Source organism: Streptomyces tyrfis (assembly GCF_037034285.1).
In the GTDB taxonomy this organism is placed as follows: Bacteria; Actinomycetota; Actinomycetes; order Streptomycetales; family Streptomycetaceae; genus Streptomyces.
On the sequence record NZ_JBAGJZ010000012.1, the window covers coordinates 24362 to 40838 of the forward strand.

The 16477-nt window shown below is 74.9% G+C and carries 14 protein-coding genes; 8 read left to right on the forward strand and 6 right to left on the reverse strand.

All coding sequences use genetic code 11. The features are described from left to right. The first annotated feature begins 27 nt into the window (after positions 1–27). Entirely contained in the window at positions 28–480 is a 453-nt protein-coding gene (locus WA762_RS11685) for a DUF4442 domain-containing protein (RefSeq protein ID WP_335935449.1), read from the forward strand. A gap of 153 nt (positions 481–633) precedes the next feature. Beyond that, positions 634–1299, forward strand: coding sequence for a DedA family protein (locus WA762_RS11690; protein ID WP_335935450.1), 666 nt, complete (start codon positions 634–636; stop codon positions 1297–1299). A gap of 130 nt (positions 1300–1429) precedes the next feature. Here WA762_RS11690 and WA762_RS11695 read toward each other — a convergent pair whose 3' ends face one another. Continuing rightward, entirely contained in the window at positions 1430–1978 is a 549-nt protein-coding gene (locus tag WA762_RS11695; RefSeq protein ID WP_335935451.1) for a gamma carbonic anhydrase family protein, read from the reverse strand. Between the two features lie 154 nt (positions 1979–2132). On the opposite strand from WA762_RS11695, the gene WA762_RS11700 reads away from it, so the two are divergent. Continuing rightward, positions 2133–2888 (forward strand): acyltransferase, encoded by a 756-nt coding sequence (locus WA762_RS11700; RefSeq protein WP_335935452.1) that lies wholly within the window; start codon positions 2133–2135, stop codon positions 2886–2888. 148 nt (positions 2889–3036) lie between these two features. Here the strand turns inward: WA762_RS11700 and WA762_RS11705 are convergent, their stop codons facing one another. Together WA762_RS11705 and WA762_RS11710 are read right to left on the reverse strand one after the other, a co-directional pair. Continuing rightward, a complete protein-coding gene (locus tag WA762_RS11705) occupies positions 3037–3960 on the reverse strand; it encodes an AAC(3) family N-acetyltransferase (protein ID WP_335935453.1) in 924 nt (307 codons plus the stop codon). 299 nt (positions 3961–4259) lie between these two features. Next, entirely contained in the window at positions 4260–4676 is a 417-nt protein-coding gene (locus WA762_RS11710) for a CoA-binding protein (RefSeq protein WP_335935454.1), read from the reverse strand. Positions 4677–4734: 58 nt separating this feature from the next. Between WA762_RS11710 and WA762_RS11715 the strand changes: the two genes are divergently transcribed. From WA762_RS11715 to WA762_RS11730, 4 genes are all read left to right on the forward strand, one after another. Then, positions 4735–5361 carry a YigZ family protein gene (locus WA762_RS11715; RefSeq protein ID WP_335935455.1) on the forward strand — a complete coding sequence of 209 codons (627 nt, stop codon included), beginning with the start codon at positions 4735–4737 and terminating at the stop codon, positions 5359–5361. Between the two features lie 96 nt (positions 5362–5457). Continuing rightward, positions 5458–6405 carry an ornithine cyclodeaminase family protein gene (locus WA762_RS11720; protein WP_335935456.1) on the forward strand — a complete coding sequence of 316 codons (948 nt, stop codon included), beginning with the start codon at positions 5458–5460 and terminating at the stop codon, positions 6403–6405. A 279-nt stretch (positions 6406–6684) separates the two neighbouring features. Then, entirely contained in the window at positions 6685–7851 is a 1167-nt protein-coding gene (locus WA762_RS11725) for an exonuclease SbcCD subunit D (RefSeq protein WP_335935457.1), read from the forward strand. Then, a complete protein-coding gene (locus tag WA762_RS11730; RefSeq protein ID WP_335935458.1) occupies positions 7848–11042 on the forward strand; it encodes an SMC family ATPase in 3195 nt (1064 codons plus the stop codon). The genes WA762_RS11725 and WA762_RS11730 overlap by 4 nt, the downstream gene beginning before the upstream one ends. Positions 11043–11229: 187 nt before the next feature. On the opposite strand, the gene WA762_RS11735 is transcribed toward WA762_RS11730, so the two are convergent. Both WA762_RS11735 and WA762_RS11740 read right to left on the reverse strand, forming a co-directional pair. Continuing rightward, positions 11230–12915 carry a DUF885 domain-containing protein gene (locus WA762_RS11735; protein WP_335935459.1) on the reverse strand — a complete coding sequence of 562 codons (1686 nt, stop codon included), beginning with the start codon at positions 12913–12915 and terminating at the stop codon, positions 11230–11232. A 48-nt stretch (positions 12916–12963) separates the two neighbouring features. Continuing rightward, a complete protein-coding gene (locus WA762_RS11740; protein ID WP_335935460.1) occupies positions 12964–13461 on the reverse strand; it encodes an Lrp/AsnC family transcriptional regulator in 498 nt (165 codons plus the stop codon). A gap of 59 nt (positions 13462–13520) precedes the next feature. Here WA762_RS11740 and WA762_RS11745 point away from each other — a divergent pair, with 59 nt between their 5' ends. After that, the gene (locus tag WA762_RS11745; RefSeq protein ID WP_335935461.1) at positions 13521–14753 is read left to right on the forward strand and encodes a trans-sulfuration enzyme family protein; all 1233 of its coding nucleotides are present in this window, start codon (positions 13521–13523) and stop codon (positions 14751–14753) included. A 51-nt stretch (positions 14754–14804) separates the two neighbouring features. Here the strand turns inward: WA762_RS11745 and WA762_RS11750 are convergent, their stop codons facing one another. Next, positions 14805–16337, reverse strand: coding sequence for a GNAT family N-acetyltransferase (locus tag WA762_RS11750; protein WP_335935571.1), 1533 nt, complete (start codon positions 16335–16337; stop codon positions 14805–14807). Between the last annotated feature and the right edge of the window lie 140 nt (positions 16338–16477).

The window sequence follows — 16477 nt, forward strand, 5'->3', positions numbered from 1 at the left end:
GACTCTACCCGTGAGTAACATCTGGTCATGAGCACTGCAGACACGACCGTGGGCGAGATGCTCGCCGCGACGGTCCCCATGGCCCGCACCCTGCGTCTGGAATTCCTGGAGACGACCGCCGATCGCGCGGTGGTCCGGCTGCCGGACCAGGCCGAGTACCACAACCACATCGGAGGTCCGCACGCCGGAGCGATGTTCACGCTCGCGGAATCGGCCAGCGGCGCGATCGTCCTCGCCGCCTTCGGCGACCAGTTGTCCCGGGCCGTGCCGCTGGCGGTGCGGGCGGAGATCGGCTACAAGAAGCTGGCGATGGGCGAGGTCACGGCGACGGCGACCCTGGGCCGGCCGGCCTCCGACGTGGTCGCGGAACTCGACCGCGGGGAGCGGCCCGAGTTCCCCGTGACCGTCGAGATCCGGCGCGCGGACGGCGCGGTGACCGGCGAGATGACGGTGGTCTGGACGCTGCGCCCCAACGCCTGATCCCGGGCCGTCCGCACAGGGCTGCCGCACCTCCCCCGGGTGGGGTGCGGCAGCCACGCGAGCTGTGCCCGCGGTCGGCCGGACAGGTAGCATTCCCGCCGTGCGCCGAGGAGTTGACCTTCGGTCAACAGGACAACACGGGAGGAACAGGCGTTGCACATCCAGGAGTGGCTGGAGACCGTCCCGGCCGTCAGTGTGTACGTCCTGGTGGGCGTCGTCATCGGACTGGAGAGCCTCGGCATTCCGCTCCCGGGCGAGATCGTCCTGGTCAGCGCCGCACTCCTGGCGGCCGGACACGACGGCGTCAACCCGTGGGTCCTGGGGGCCTGCGCCTCGGCGGGCGCGGTGATCGGGGACTCGATCGGCTATGCCATCGGCCGCAAGGGAGGACGCCCGCTGCTGGCCCGGCTCGGCCGCAGGTTCCCCCGGCACTTCGGCGAGAGCCAGATCGCCGTCGCCGAGCGCTCGTTCCACAAGTGGGGCATGTGGGCGGTGTTCTTCGGCCGGTTCGTCGCACTGCTCCGGATCTTCGCCGGGCCGCTGGCCGGTGTGCTGCACATGGCGTACTGGAGGTTCCTGACCGCCAATGTGCTGGGCGGGATCGTCTGGGCCGGCGGCACCACGGCCGTCGTCTACTACGTGGGCGTCGTCGCGGAGGCGTGGCTCAAGCGGTTCTCCTACCTGGGCCTGGTGCTCGCGGTGCTGGTCGGCGTCACCTCGATGCTCGTACTGAAGAGCCGGGCCAAGAAGACCGCGGCCCGGGTGGCGGCCGCACCGGCGTCCGAGGCGGGCGCGGGGGCTGTGCCCGCCGCCGACTGAGCCGGCGCGGGAGGCAGCCCCCGCGGCCCGACGTCCCGCGCCCGCGCGCCGCGCCGGTCCCGTGCCCAGGTGCCGGATGCTCGGGTTCCAGGTTCTCAGTGCTCGGGGCTCGGCACTCGGTGCTCGGCGCTCAGTTCTCGGCGTCGCCGCGCTCCTCGTGGGCACGGCGGTGCGCCTTGGCCAGCTCGACGTATCCCGCCGCGTTGAACCGGATGCCCTCGCGCTCCTCCTCGGTCAGCTGCCGCCTGACCTTGGCGGGCACCCCGGCGACCAGGGAACCCGGCGGCACCTGCATGCCCTGCGGGACCAGGGCCTGCGCCGCGACCAGCGAACCGGCCCCGATGCGGGCGCCGTTGAGGACGGTGGCCCCCATGCCGACCAGCACGTCGTCCTCGACGGTGCAGCCGTGGAGCACCGCGTTGTGCCCGACCGAGACGCGCTCGCCGACCGTGACGGGGAACCCGGGGTCGGTGTGGACGCTGCAGTTGTCCTGGATGTTGCTCTCCGCCCCGACCACGATGGGACCGCAGTCGGCGCGCAGCACCGCGTGGTACCAGACACTGGAGCCCGCCTCCAGCGTGACCTCCCCGACCACCACGGAGGTCGGCGCGGTGAAGGCGTCCGCGTCCACCTCCGGCTCCCTGCCGCCGACTCCCGTGACCAACGCCTGCTCTGCCATCGCCCGTTCCTCCGTGCTCAGGTGGTGTGCGCTCGCGCGTGTCCGACCGCGTCGGGGGAACGGTATGCGACCGTCGGCGGGCCGCCGCCGAGTGGGGTGAACATCACAGGTGATCGCGGTGATGGGGGCGCGCGCGGCCGACTACCGTGTGCGAGTGCCGAAGAACAGGAACGCGTTCTCCCTCCTCGCCGCCTGGCGTCGGCGCGTCCTCTCGCGCGTCGTCCACAGCGGCCGGCGCCGGGTGCGGGAGTGGGGTGCGGTCACGGCGGAACACCCCGGCGGCCTGCGGTTCCGCCGGATCGGCCCCGGCACCCGGCTGGCCTTTCCGCAGGGCACCGTCTTCGGTGAGCCGTGGATCGAACTCGGCGCCCACTGCGTGATCGGGGAACAGGTCACGCTGACGGCCGGGCTCATGCCCGACCTGGACCTCGGCCCGGAACCGATCCTCACGATCGGGGACGGCGTGGTGCTCGGCCGGGGCAGCCATGTCGTCGCCGACACCACGGTCACCATCGGCCCGGACACGTACTGCGGGCCCTATGTGTACATCACCTCGACCAACCACAGCTACGACGACCCGCACCAGCCGATCGGCCGGCAGTGGCCGCGCATGGAACCGGTCGTCATCGGGCCGGGCTGCTGGATCGGCACCGGGTCGGTGATCCTGCCGGGGGCCACCCTGGGACGCAATGTGGTGGTGGCCGCGGGCGCGGTCGTACGCGGCGACGTGCCCGACCACGCGGTGGTGGCCGGAGCCCCGGCCAGGGTCGTGCGCAGCTGGGACCCGGAGCAGGGGTGGCAGCCGCCGATGCGCACCCCGGCGCCGGTGCCGATCCCGTCCGATGTCACCCCCGAGCAGCTGCTCGCGCTGGCGGAACACGGCGAGACGACGGGCCCGGCCGACGGCTGAGCGCCGACGGGGCAGTCGACGGGCGTTCTCCGGGAGGCCGTTCGCGCGTCGCCGCCGAGAGGACGGGATCCGTGCGACGGAGGCCGGCGGCACGGTTCCGCCACGGTGATCGCCTCGGCGGGGGACGGCGGGCCGGAGACGTCGTCGCTCAGCCGTCCGCGCGGCAGAGGGCTCGGTCGTGCACCCCGGCCGGGCTCGGGTCGGCGATCCCGTCCGGAGCGGCGGCCCGGCCGGGGGCGGCGGCCCGGGCCAGGCCGTCGGTCCGGTGCGCGGGCAGCCAACGGGACGCGAAGTCGACGGCGTCGGGCAGCCGGAAGAGCCGGCTCGTCGACGAACCGACCGGACCGGTCCGCACGGCCGCGCCGCCGTCCGACCCCGCGAAGTCGGCCCCCAGCGCCGCGAAGTCGCCGTCGTCCAGCGCGACGTCCTCGTACTCCCACCACCGGCGCCGCCCCCCGGTCCGCACCACGCAGCGGTAGCGGCGGCGGGGCGGCGACGGCATCCGGTACTCGCCCAGGTGGAACGCCGTGCACGTGGCGAAACCGGTGCCCAGCAGCAGCACTTGGGCGCGCAACTCGTGGAGGCGGGCCAACGGGGAGTCCTCGCCGAGATGGCAGTCCGGGAGGTGGCCGCCGACCACCTCGCGGGCCAGCGGGCCGAGCGCGGTGAAGGACGTCTGAGGATGCGCGCTGCGCAGCGCGCCCCCCGTGAGCCGCACGGCCTCCGAGAGCCGCCCCATGGACGGAGCCGGGGTCGTCGCGGGGTCGAAGGGGGGCATCCGCGCGCGCAGTTCCGCACGCTCCCGGTCCGTCAGTCCGCTTGCGCGTTCGAGGTACTGCGGCGAGGTGTCGGAGTTCTCCGGGGTGAAGGAGGGGACGACGAGCGTGCCGCGCCCGCCGAGGGCGTCCCGCAGCGCCCCCACCGCCGCCCGGACCCCGCCGCTCACCGGGCCCACCGCACGCATCGAGGCGTGCACCAGCAGGATCCCGCCGCGCTCCACACCCAGATCGGAGAGTTGCCCCGCGAGCCCGGCCCGGTCATGGCCGACCACGCGCGTCGTCGTAGTAGTCACGGTCCGTCATTGTCCCAGTCGCGCGGCGCGTATGACACCACGCACATTCGGCCGGAAGGCGGCGCACGGCACCGGATACCGTCCGCCGCATGCGCCCCGGCGGAGCCGCGCGGACCCACAGGCGCGCCCGCGCGGAGACGCCCGGCCTTGGCCCTGTCTTCAAACTGCCGTCGCACGGCAGGCAGCAGTTTGAAGACAGGGTCGAGCGCCGCCACGGGCCGACGGACCGAACCGCCCGGCGCCCGGCCGCCCGGCGACGCGCGCCGCCACGGCTCGGAGGACGGGCCCGCCCCGCCGGCTCAGTCCGGCCGGCCCAGCGCCGGGATCTCGATCGCGGGGCAGCGGTCCATGATCATGTCCAGCCCGGCCGCGCGCGTGCGCTCGTACGCCTCGGCGTCGATCACGCCGAGCTGGAACCAGACCGCCTTGGCACCCGCAGCCACGGCCTCGTCGGCCACCCCGCCCGCCAGCGCGCTGTTGACGAAGACATCGACCACGTCCACCGGGAACGGTATGTCGGCCAGCGAGGCGTATCCCTGCTCGCCGTGGACCCGCTCCGCCTTCGGGTGCACCGGCACCACCCGCTTGCCGAAGCGCTGCAGCACCTCCGCGACGCGATGCGCCGGGCGCGCCGGGTTGTCCGACAGGCCGACCACGGCCCAGGTGTCGCCCGTGTCCAGAAGGATCCTGCGGATCGTCTCCGAGTCTGCGTACATGATCCGGACAACGGACGGCGGTACCCGGGTGTTCCCGGCCGGGGCATAGGCTGGCCGGATGCAGGAGCAGTACCGGACCGTCGCCCGAGCGGGCGTGCACGAGACCGAGATCAACCGGTCTCGCTTCATCTGCGCGCTCGCGCCCGCCGCCACCGAGCAGGAGGCCCAGGACTTCGTCGCACGCGTCCGCGCCGACCACCCCGCCGCCACCCACAACTGCTACGCCTATGTGATCGGCGCCGACGCCTCCGTGCAGAAGGCCAGCGACGACGGGGAACCGGGAGGCACCGCCGGCGTCCCGATGCTGCAGATGCTCACCCGCCGGGAGATGCGCTACGTCGTGGCCGTCGTCACCCGTTACTACGGCGGCGTGAAGCTCGGCGCCGGAGGACTGATCCGGGCGTACGGGGGAGTGGTCGGTGAGGCCCTCGACGAACTCGGCACCCTCACCAGGCAGCGGTTCCGTCTGGCCACCGTCACCGTCGGCCACCAGCGTGCCGGGAAGCTGGAGAACGACCTGCGGGCCACCGGCCGGTCGGTGCGCGAGGTCCGATACGGGGAGGCCGTCGACATCGAGATCGGGCTGCCGGACTCCGACGTGGAGTCCTTCCGGGGCTGGCTCGCCGACGTCACCGCGGGCGAGGCCCGGCTGGAGCTCGGCGGCGAGGCGTACGGGGACGCCTGAGAGAGACCGCGCACGCGGCCGGACTTTCGACGCGGGGCGGCTTCCGGATCCGGGCCGGGCTCCGGCCGGCGCCCGGCGTACCGGACAATGGGGCGCGTGACCCGGCTCCTGACCCGCAGCGACCTCCTGACCGTTCTCGAACCGGAAGCCTGCCTGGAGGCCCTGCGCGATGGGTTCCGGCGGGCCGGTTCCTCGCCGGTCGCCGGACGGCGGATACGTACCGACCTGCCCTTCCCGGGCACGGCGACCGCCCTGATGCCCGGGCTGCTGCCGGGCGTCGACGCGTACACCGTCAAGGTCAACTCCAAGTTCCCGGGGGCCCGCCCCGCGCTGCGCGGGGTGATCTGCCTGCACAGCGGCCGGGACGGCGAACTCCTCGCCCTGCTCGACTCCGCCACCGTCACGGCCTGGCGGACCGGTCTGGCCGCAGCCCTCGGCACCCACGCCGTCGCCGCCCCAGATCCGGCGGGCGAGGCGGTGCTGGGCGTCGTCGGAGCGGGCGCGCAGGCCGAGATCACGGTGCGCGGAATGCGGAGCCTGCGCGACTTCCGGGAGCTGGTGGTGCACGACATCGACCCGGAGCGCGCGGCGGACTTCGCCGGCCGCCACCGGGGCCGGGGCCTCGGCTCCGCGTCAGAGGTCGCCGCGGCCGCGGACGTCGTGCTGCTCGCCACCTGGTCGCGCACCCCGCTGCTGGGCCTCGCCGACAGCCGTCCCGGACAGCACTTCACCACCCTCGGCGCCGACGAGCCCGGCAAGCAGGAGCTCTCCGTCGGCCTGCTCCGCTCCGCCCTCCTCGTCGTCGACGACCGCGAGCAGGCCGCGGACATGGGCGCCCTGGCCTCGGCGGGACTGCCGGCCGACGCCGCGCACGCCACCCTCGGGGAACTGCTCACCGGCGCCCGGCCCGGCCGCGCCCCGCACCAGGACCGCTCCGTCTACGCGCCCGTCGGGCTGCCCTGGCAGGACCTGGCCGTCGCCTGGACCGCGTACCGCCGGGCGGAACGCCTCTCCGCGGGGACCCTGATCGACCTCCTCGGCTGAACGGGCCGGGCGACGGCGTCGGACCGGAGCCACGGAGCCCTGAAGCCCGGAGCCCCTGGGGCAGGGCGGCGGCGGAGGCCGAGAAGCGTGGCGGAAAGGGCCGGAGCCGGCCCGCCCCGATGGGACACTGTGAGCGGTGAGAACACTGTGCCCACCGGGGCCGATGCGGTCGGCGCCGGGCGCCCGGCCGCGCCCGCATCGGCGCGGCCACGGCGCACGAAGGACCGGGACGGGGACACGGGGGCGGAGGACGACGATGACGCGGGGCGGAGCCGGAACGTGAGAATTCTGCACACATCGGACTGGCACCTGGGCCGGTCCTTCCACCGGGCCTCCCTCCTGGAGGCGCAGGCGGCCTACCTCGACCACCTGGTGGCCACGGTGCGCGAACGGGAGGTCGACGCGGTCGTCGTGGCGGGCGACGTGTACGACCGGGCCGTGCCCTCGCTGCCGGCCGTCGAACTCTTCGACGACGCCCTGCACCGGCTCGCCGCCGTCGGCGTGCCCACCGTGATGATCTCCGGGAACCACGACTCGGCACGCCGGCTGGGCGTCGGCGCCGGGCTGCTCGGACGGGCCGGCGTCCACCTGCGCACCGACCCCGATCACTGCGCAGTCCCCGTGGTGCTGCGCGACGCCCACGGCGACGTGGCGTTCTACGGACTGCCGTACCTGGAACCCGCCCTGGTCAAGGACGCCCTCGGGGCGGAACGCGCCGGGCACGAGGCGGTGCTGGGCGCCGCCATGGACCGGGTGCGGGCCGACCTCGCGAGCCGCCCCGGCGGCACCAGGTCCGTGGTGCTCGCCCACGCCTTCGTGGTGGGCGGCGAACCCAGCGACAGCGAACGCGACATCACCGTCGGCGGGGTGGCCGCCGTGCCCGCCGGGGTCTTCGACGGCGTCGACTACGTGGCGCTCGGGCATCTGCACGGCTGCCAGACGATCACCGGACGGATCCGATACTCGGGCTCCCCGCTCGCCTACTCCTTCTCCGAGGCCGCCCACCGCAAGACCATGTGGCTGATCGACCTGGACGCCTCCGGAGCCGTCACCGCCGAACGCGTCGACTGCCCGGCGCCCCGCCCGCTGGCCCGGCTCCGCGGCCGGCTCGACGACCTCCTCGACGACCCGGAGCTGGAACGCCACCGGGACTCCTGGGTCGAGGCCACGCTCACCGACCCGGTGCGCCCGACCGAGCCCATGGCCCGCCTCGCCGAGCGGTTCCCGCACACCCTCAGCCTCGTGTTCGAGCCCGACCGGGCCCCGGACGACCCGCTCGCCTCGTACGCCCAGCGCCTCAAGGGGCGCGACGACCAGCAGATCGCGGAGGACTTCGTGGCACATGTACGCGGCGGGGCGGCGGCGGACGAGCGGGAACGGACGGTGCTGCGCGACGCCCTCGACGACGTCCGGGTCGACGACACGGTGCGCGAGGTGAACCGGTGAGGCTGCACCGACTCACGCTCACCGCCTTCGGGCCGTTCGGCGGCACCCAGCACGTCGACTTCGACGCCCTCTCCTCGGCCGGGCTCTTCCTGCTGCACGGGCCGACCGGCGCGGGGAAGACCTCCGTGCTCGACGCCGTCTGCTACGCCCTGTACGGCTCGGTGCCCGGCGCCCGCCAGACCCCCGGCGCCTCCCTGCGCAGCGACCACGCCCCGGCGGACCTCCCCACGGAGGTCGCGCTCGAACTGACCGTCGGCGGCCGGCGCCTCGAACTCACCCGGCGGCCGGCCCAGCCCCGCCCCAAGAAGAAGGGCGACGGCTTCACGACGGAGAAGGCCCAGAGCCGGCTGCGCGTGTACGACCCCGAGCACGGCTGGCGGTCGCTGAGCCGCTCGCACCAGGAGATCGGGGAGGAGATCACCCAGCTCATCGGCATGAGCCGGGACCAGTTCTGCCAGGTGGTGCTCCTGCCGCAGGGCGACTTCGCGCGCTTTCTGCGCGCCGACGCCGAGGCGCGCGGCAGACTGCTCGGCAGGCTCTTCGACACCCGCCGCTTCGCCGCCGTCGAAGAACGGCTCGCGGAGCTCCGCCGTGCCGCGGAGGCTCAGGTCAGAGGCGGTGACGAGCGCGTCCTCGCCGTCGCCCAGCGCATCGCCCAGGCCGCCGGACCGGCCGCGCGCGAGGCGGCGCTCCCCGAGCTGCGGCCCGGCGACCCCGGACTCGCCGACGCCGTACTGGAATGGGCCGCGCAGGCCCGGGCCGGCGCCCGGGAACGCCTCGACATCGCCGCGTCCGCGCTGGCCCGGGCCGAGGGCCGGCAGTCGGCGGCCCGACTCGTCCTCGACGCCGAACGCGAACGCGCCGCGCTCCAGCAGCGGTACGCGGAGACCCTGCGGCGCGCCGCGGCGCTCGAAGCCGGCCGCCCCGACCACGACCGGCGCGCCGAACGGCTCGCACGCGCCCGCAAGGCCGAACAGGTCGCCCCCGCCCTGGACCTGCGCGAGGAGGCCGAGCACGCCTACCGCGCGGCCCGGGAGAACCGCGACCGTGCCCGCGCGCCGCTGCCCGCCACCCTCGCCGACGCCGGCGCCGAGCAGCTGGCCGAGCTGGAACGGCGGCTCCGGCAGGAACTCGGCGGACTGGAGGCCGCGAAGCGCGCCGAGCGGCGCAGCGCGGAGATCGACGCCGAACGGGCCGGACTGGAGCGCCAGGCCCGGGCGGACGACGAACTGATCCAGGACGCGAAGGGCTGGCTGGCGGGCTGGGAGACGGCCCGGCACGAGCTGCGGGCCCGGATCGAGGACGCCCAGGAGGCGGCGACCCGTGCCGAACAGCTCGCCGGGCTGCTGGAGCCCGCCCGGTCGAGGCTGGAGGCGGCCCGGCGGCGCGACGCCCTCGCCCTCAGGATCTCGGACGCCGCCGACCGGCTGACCCGGGCGCGCGAGGCGGCCGCCACCGCGCACGAGGCGTGGCTGGAGCTGCGCGAACGACGCCTGCGCGACATCGCCGCGGAACTGGCCGCCGAACTGGTGGACGGCGAGCGCTGCAAGGTCTGCGGATCGACCGACCACCCCGAGCCCGCGCGCGCCGGCGACGGCCATGTCGACCGGGCCGCCGAGGAGCGGGCCCTCGACGCCCACCGGCGGGCCGAGGAGGCGCGCACCCGGGCCGACCGGGAGCTGGAGATCCTGCGCGAGCAGCACCGGACGGCCCGGGCCGCCGCGCGGTCGGCCGTGCCCCGGCCCCGGGACGGCGCGGACGTCGCCGAACGGGCCGGCACCGGGGCCGGGCAGGCCGGGGCCACGGCGGGCGCCGGCACGGCGGACGGGGCCGCCGCGGGCCGTCCGCCGTACAGCATCGGCACAGGCACAGGCACAGGCTCCGGCGACGACCCGGCCGCCGAGCCCGCGGCCGATCCCACCGTCCCCGAACTCGCCCGCCTCGTCGACGACCTGACGCGGCGGCATGCCGAGGCGCACCGCACGGCCGCCGGGACGCACGCGGCCCGCGAGGCGCTCGCGGCCGCCGAGCGGGAACAGGCCGAGCGGCTGGAGGGGCTGCGGCAGGCCGAGCGCAGGGTCGCGGCCAGAACCTCCCTGCGGGAGGGCCTGGACCGGGAACAGGCGGCGCTGGAAGCCGAGCTGACCGCCGTTCGAAGCGGTGGCGTCGGCGTGGCGGATCACGCCCGGCTGCTGGAGCGCAGGGCCGGGCTGCTCGCTGAGGCCGCCGCCGCGGTGCGCGAGGAGGAGGAGGCCGCGCGACGCCGCAAGCAGGCCGACGGCCGGCTCGCGGACGCCGCGTTCCGGGCCGGGTTCGACACCCCTCAGGACGCCGTCGCGAGCCTGCTGACCGACGCGGAACAGCGCGAGCTCCAGCGCCTGACCGACGCCTGGCAGTCCGAGTCGGCCGCCGTCGCCGACCGGCTCGCGGAGACCGCGGCCCGCACCGCGGCCGAGGGGGAGCCGGCCGAGCCTGACGGTGCGCGGGCCGCGTACGACAGCGCCGAGCGGCTGGTGCGGGACGCCTCGGCGGCGCTCGCCGCGGCACGGGAGCGCTGCGCCGAAGTGGGCCGCCTCTCGCGCACCGCCACGAGAGAGGTGCGCGGGCTCGGACCGCTGCGCGAGGAGTACGACCGGGTGGCCCGGCTGGCCGGACTCACCGCGGGCACCTCCGCGGAGAACGAGCGCAAGATGCGGCTGGAGTCCTACGTCCTGGCCGCACGGCTCGAACAGGTCGCCGCCGCGGCCACCGCCCGCCTGGAACGCATGTCCTCCGGCCGCTACAGCCTCGTCCACTCCGACGCCCGGGCCGGCGGCCGCAGATCAGGCCTCGGCCTGCACGTGGTCGACGCCTGGACCGGACGCGAGCGCGACACGGCGACGCTCTCGGGCGGCGAGACGTTCTTCGCCTCGCTGGCCCTCGCGCTCGGCCTCGCCGACGTGGTCACCGACGAGGCGGGCGGCGTGCGGCTGGACACGCTCTTCATCGACGAGGGCTTCGGCAGCCTGGACGAGCAGACGCTCGACGAGGTGCTCGACGTGCTCGACTCCCTGCGCGAGCGCGACCGCAGCGTCGGCATCGTCAGCCATGTCGCCGATCTGCGCCGCCGGATCCCCGCACAGCTCGAAGTGGTGAAGGAACGCGACGGATCGGCGGTGCGCCACCGCACGCCGGGCGCGGCCGGCGGCTGACGGCGCGGCGCCGGAACCGGCTGCGCCGACCGGCTCCGGCGACCCGGACACCGGTCGGCGCGGCCGTGCCGCCGCCCCGCCCGTCCGGGCCCCGGCCCGGGGATCGGCCGCCGGCCCCCGGACGCCCCTTCGCGGGAGCGCCGGGGAACGCCGGAGCCGGGCTGACGAGGGGCGGCGGCCCGTCAGGTCAGAGCTTGGACAGCTCGTCCACCAGATCGTCGAGACCGAGCGGCCCCTGGGAGAGCGCGGCCATGTGCCACGCCTTGGCGTCGAAGGCGTCGCCGTGCGCCTTGCGCGCGTTCTCCCGGCCCAGCAGCCACGCGCGTTCCCCCAGCTTGTAGCCGATGGCCTGACCGGGCATCGAGAGGTAGCGGGTGAGCTCGCTCTCCACGAAGTCGGCCGGGCGGCCGCTGTGGTTGCCGAAGAACTCCTGGGCGAGGTCGGGCGTCCACCGCTCCCCGGGGTGGAACGGCGAGTCCGCGGGGATCTCCATCTCCGCGTGCATGCCGATGTCCACGATCACCCGGCAGGCCCGCATCATCTGCGCGTCCAGATAGCCGAGCCGGCGCTCGGCGTCCGGCAGGAAGCCCAGCTCGTCCATCAGCCGCTCCGCGTACAGCGCCCAGCCCTCGCAGTTGGCGCTGACCTGGCCGATCGACGCCTGGTAACGGGAGAGGCTGTCCGCGACGTGGGTCCACTGGGCGATCTGCAGATGGTGGCCCGGCACGCCCTCGTGGTACCAGGTCGACACCAGGTCGTACACCGGGAAGCGGGTCTCGCCCATGGTGGGCAGCCAGGTCCGGCCGGGACGGGAGAAGTCCTCCGACGGGCCCGTGTAGTACGGGGCCGCGGCGCCGCCGGGCGGAGCGATGTGCGACTCCACCTTCCGCACCCGCTCGGCGAGTTCGAAGTGCGTGCCGTCGAGCGCCTCGATGGCCTCGTCCATCAGGTCCTGCAGCCAGGCACGGACCTCGTCCACGCCCTCGATGTGCTTGCCGTGGACGTCGAGGTGGGCCAGCGCCTCCCACGGACCGGCGCCCGGCAGGATCTTCTCGGCCTCCGTCCGCATCTCGGCGAGCAGCCGGTGGTACTCGGACCAGCCGTACGCGTACGCCTCGTCGAGGTCGAGGTCCGTGCCGTTGAAGAAGCGCGACCACCGCGCGTACCGCTCGCGGCCCACGATGTCCGGCGCACCCTCGACCGCGGGGGCGTACACCTCGCGCATCCAGTCGCGCAGCTCCGCGACCGACTTGGTGGCTCGCCCGGCGGCCTCGTCCAGCTCGGCGCGCAGGGACGCGGGGCCGGCGGCGGCGAACTCCTCGAAGAAGCCCGTCCCGCCCTCGCCGGCCCACTCGTCGAGCTGGCCGATGAACGTCGCGGTGGCGCGCGGGCCCCCGTACAGCCGGCGCTCCAGGCCCAGCGCCAGCGACTCGCGGTACCCCTCCAGCGAGGCGGGGACTGCGGCCAGCCGCTCCACGACCGCCGCCCAGTCCTCGTCGGTCTCGGTCGGCGTCACCGTGAACACGTCACGGATGCTATGCGCCGGGGAGTGGATGTTGGAGACCGTGCGCAGCTCCTCGTCGGCCTCGTGGACGGCGAGTTCCGCCATGAGGCGCTCACGGAGCAGGCGGGCGCAGCGGCGCTCGGCGTCGCTGTCGGCGCCGGGAAGCCGCTCGGCGGCGTCGAGCCGCGCGAGGGTGGTGCGGGCGAGTTCGGCGCGGGCCGCCTGCCCGGCGGGGGAGAAGTCGGGGAGGCGCCGCGAGCTCTCCGCGACACCCAGGTACGTGCCGGAGACCGGGTCGAGTTCGATGAATGCGTCGACGTAGGCGTCGGCGACCTGGCGGGGCAGTGCGCTGCCGGGGATATCTGACATGTGGACATCCTCGTACGGCGGGGGCCTCCGCGTCATCATCATTCGGGCTCAGGGGCCGGTACCAGGATCCGCGGGGGCGGGCGGCAGCAGCGGTCCGCACTCCCACTGCTGGAAGATCAGCCGGGTCTCCACCCGGGCCACCTCGCGCCGTGACGTGAACTCGTCCAGCACCAGACGCTGGAGATCCGCGGTGTCGGCGACGGCGACATGGACCAGGTAGTCGTCGGGTCCGGTGAGGTGGAAGAGCGCCCGCGACTCCGGCAGCGCCCTGATCCGCTCGACGAACGGTCCGATCAGCTCCCTGCGGTGCGGGCGGACCTGTACGGAGAGCAGCGCCTCCAGGCCGCGGCCGATCCGTGCCGGGTCCAGGCGCAGCCGGTGACCGAGGATCACTCCGGAACGGCGGAGCCTGGCCACCCGGTCCAGGCACGTCGACGGGGCGACGCCGACCTCGGCGGCCAGCTCGCGGTAGGTGGTCCGGGCATCGTTCTGCAGCAGCCGCAGAATGTGCAGGTCCACCGGGTCCAGAACGACAGATTCGGACATCTGCCGAACGTAGCACGGCGAATTCGCCCGAGCGGCCGGTTCCTGTTCAGAGTGCTGTCATGGACACCGAACCCTTCATGGCGCCCGGGACCAACCCCCCGTCCAGGGCGCTGGCCACCGAGGCCGTGCACGCGGGCCGCGAGGACCTCACGGCCCTCGGCCTGCACACCCCGCCGATCGACCTGTCCACCACCTACCCCTCGTACGACTCCAGGGCCGAGGCCGAGCGGATCGACGCCTTCGCCGCGACGGGGGCCAGGCTCGACGGCCCGCCCGTGTACGCGCGGCTGGACAATCCGACGACGGCCCGCTTCGAGGCCGCGCTCGCCCGGCTGGAGGGAGCGGAGAGCGCCGTGGCGTTCGCCAGCGGCATGGCGGCGCTCACCGCCGTCCTGCTGGCCCGGGCCGGCGCCGGGCTGCGCCATGTGGTCGCCGTCCGTCCGCTCTACGGCTGCAGCGACCACCTCCTCGGCGCCGGTCTGCTGGGCACCGAGGTCACCTGGACCGACCCCGCGGGCATCGCGGAGGCGATCCGCCCGGACACCGGCCTGGTGATGGTGGAGACCCCCGCCAATCCGACGCTCGCCGAGGTCGACGTCCGGGCGATCGCCCACTCCTGCGGGTCGGTGCCGCTCCTCGTCGACAACACCTTCGCCACTCCCGTGCTCCAGCGGCCGGTCGAGCAGGGCGCCCGGATCGTGCTGCACAGCGCCACCAAGTACCTGGGCGGGCACGGCGACGTGATGGGCGGGGTCGTGGCGTGCGACGAGGAGTTCGCGGCCCGGCTGCGCCAGGTGCGCTTCGCCACCGGCGGCGTGCTGCATCCGATGGCCGGGTACCTGCTGCTGCGCGGCCTCGCCACGCTCCCGGTACGGGTGCGGGCGGCCTCCGCGAGCGCGGCGGAGCTGGCCCGCAGGCTGGCGGCCGACCCGCGTGTCGCCCGGGTCCACTACCCGCGGCTGGGCGGGGCGATGGTCTCGTTCGAGGTGCACGGGGACCCGCACCGGGTGATCTCGGCCGTACGGCTCATCACCCCGGCGGTCAGCCTCGGCAGCGTCGACACCCTGATCCAGCATCCGGCGTCCATCAGCCACCGGATCGTGGACGAGGGGGACCGTTGGGCGTCCGGGGTCGGGGACCGGCTGCTGCGCATGTCCGTCGGGCTGGAGGACGTCGACGACCTGTGGGCCGACCTCCGCCGGGCGCTGGACGTGTCCGGGACGGGCCGGGAGCCGGAGGCGGGCCTGAGCCACGCGACGGAACCGGCCTCCGTCGCCGGTCGCGTCTCATAACACCCGGGGGCCGCGCGGACCGGCGTCCGCGCGGCCCCCGGCGCCGTGACCTCAGTGACCGGCCTGCTCGTACGGCGGCAGCGAGTGGACCGGGGCCGCGTCCAGCCGAGCCGTCACGACCAGCGTGCCCTCCTCCACCTGGTAGTCCAGCGGCAGGCCCAGCGCCCGCATGGCCTTCACCATCCCGGTGTCGGAGGCCCGGGTGACCGCGTAGACGTGCGCGCAGCCCGCCTCGGCGGCGAGCGCCACCAGACGGCGCAGCAGCTCCGAACCGATCCCGCGCCGCTGCCACTCGTCCTCGACGAGCAGGGCGACCTCGGTCTCGTCGCCGTCCCAGAGCAGATGGCCCAGGGCGACCAGCCGTCCCGAGCCGGTCCACGCGGCCAGGGTGCGGCCGAAGCGGGGGCTCAGCAGATGGTCCAGATAGCGGTCGGCGTCGCGCACCGGCCCGTGGTAACGCCGGCTCAGCGTCCGCTCGGAGCAGCGGGCGTGCATCGCCCGGGCCGCGTCGAGGGCGCCCCGGTCCGCACGGCGCACGGTGATCTCGTCCCCCTCGGGGAGGGTGAGCACGTGCTTGCCGCGCGGCAGGCGGGGGCCGAGCCGGGCGTCGAGTTCCACCAGCGCCCGCGCCCGGGCGAACTCGGTCGGCGTGAACGGGAGGCGGGGCCGCTCGACGGTGAGGGTGCCACCGGACGGATCGCGCAGCCGCATCACCGTCTCCTCCAGCACGCCCTCGGCCGGGACGCTGTCCTCGGCGGCCCCACCGGTCGCCGGGACCGGGGGCAGCGAGCGGATCGTGCACCGGCCCAGCAACTGGCGCAGCGCGAGGGGAAGCTCGGCCGCGTCCAGCGCGGTGCGCGTCGCGAGACCGAGCACGCGCGTCGGCGCGTCCACCAGGTCGTGGGCGTCGGCCCGCTCGATCCAGACGGACCCGCCCCCGGCCGCGGAGACGGACCGGGTCAGCTGCTGGGCCCGCAGCGAGCCGGGGGCCCGCAACAGGAACTCGTCGACCGTGCCCCGCGCCAGCGGATGCGTCTGCAGCGTGAGGATGTCGACCCGCTGCCGGGCCAGGGCCAGGCACAGCGCGGCCAGGCTTCCGGGGGCGTCCCGCACGGTGGCGCGCATTCGCCACAGCACCGTGTCCTCGGCGGGCGGGACCGGCCTCGACGCCATGTCCGTCCCGGACGCCGATTCGTCCGCCGGTTCGTATGCCAGGCCGGACGGCGGCCCGGGCACGACGGTACCGGCGTCGCCACCGGTGCCGGGAGCCGCCACCTGCTGGGGCGGCGGCACGCCGATGCCGGCGGGGACCGGCACCGTCCCGCTCGGCACCGTCGTGTCCGGCTCCGTTCCGCCCGGCGGTGGGGCGTGGCCGTGCCGCCGGGCCCACCAGGTGTGGAACCCGGCCGTCACCGCCAGCGCGCCGGCCGAGGCGATCAGCAGATAGGGCCCGTCGGGCTGGTGCCCGATCAGATTGGCGACCGCGTCGGCCACCGCGACCGCGGTGAACAGCGCGGCCAGCTCGATCAGGTCCCGCCGCCAGTGGTGGGGGCGGCGGGAGCGGGAGGGCTTGGCGGGTGTCATATCGGTCATGGCTTCACTGTGGCCGAACGGTGTTGCCCAGTCGCGAACGCCTTGTGACCGATTGGTTAAGTGAGCATTTGGGTGTCTGTCGTCATATTTGGCGCAATATGTTCTTGATCGATGGGGTGGGCTGCCGTAAC

Bases quoted from the DNA above. Each gene is read 5' to 3' on its own strand.
- WA762_RS11685 (WP_335935449.1), top strand. From the start codon at position 28: ATGAGCACTGCAGACACGACCGTGGGCGAGATGCTCGCCGCGACGGTC.
- WA762_RS11695 (WP_335935451.1), bottom strand. From the start codon at position 1,978: ATGGCAGAGCAGGCGTTGGTCACGGGAGTCGGCGGCAGGGAGCCGGAG.
- WA762_RS11710 (WP_335935454.1), bottom strand. From the start codon at position 4,676: ATGTACGCAGACTCGGAGACGATCCGCAGGATCCTTCTGGACACGGGC.
- WA762_RS11715 (WP_335935455.1), top strand. From the start codon at position 4,735: ATGCAGGAGCAGTACCGGACCGTCGCCCGAGCGGGCGTGCACGAGACC.
- WA762_RS11735 (WP_335935459.1), bottom strand. From the start codon at position 12,915: ATGTCAGATATCCCCGGCAGCGCACTGCCCCGCCAGGTCGCCGACGCC.
- WA762_RS11740 (WP_335935460.1), bottom strand. From the start codon at position 13,461: ATGTCCGAATCTGTCGTTCTGGACCCGGTGGACCTGCACATTCTGCGG.
- WA762_RS11745 (WP_335935461.1), top strand. From the start codon at position 13,521: ATGGACACCGAACCCTTCATGGCGCCCGGGACCAACCCCCCGTCCAGG.
- WA762_RS11750 (WP_335935571.1), bottom strand. From the start codon at position 16,337: ATGACACCCGCCAAGCCCTCCCGCTCCCGCCGCCCCCACCACTGGCGG.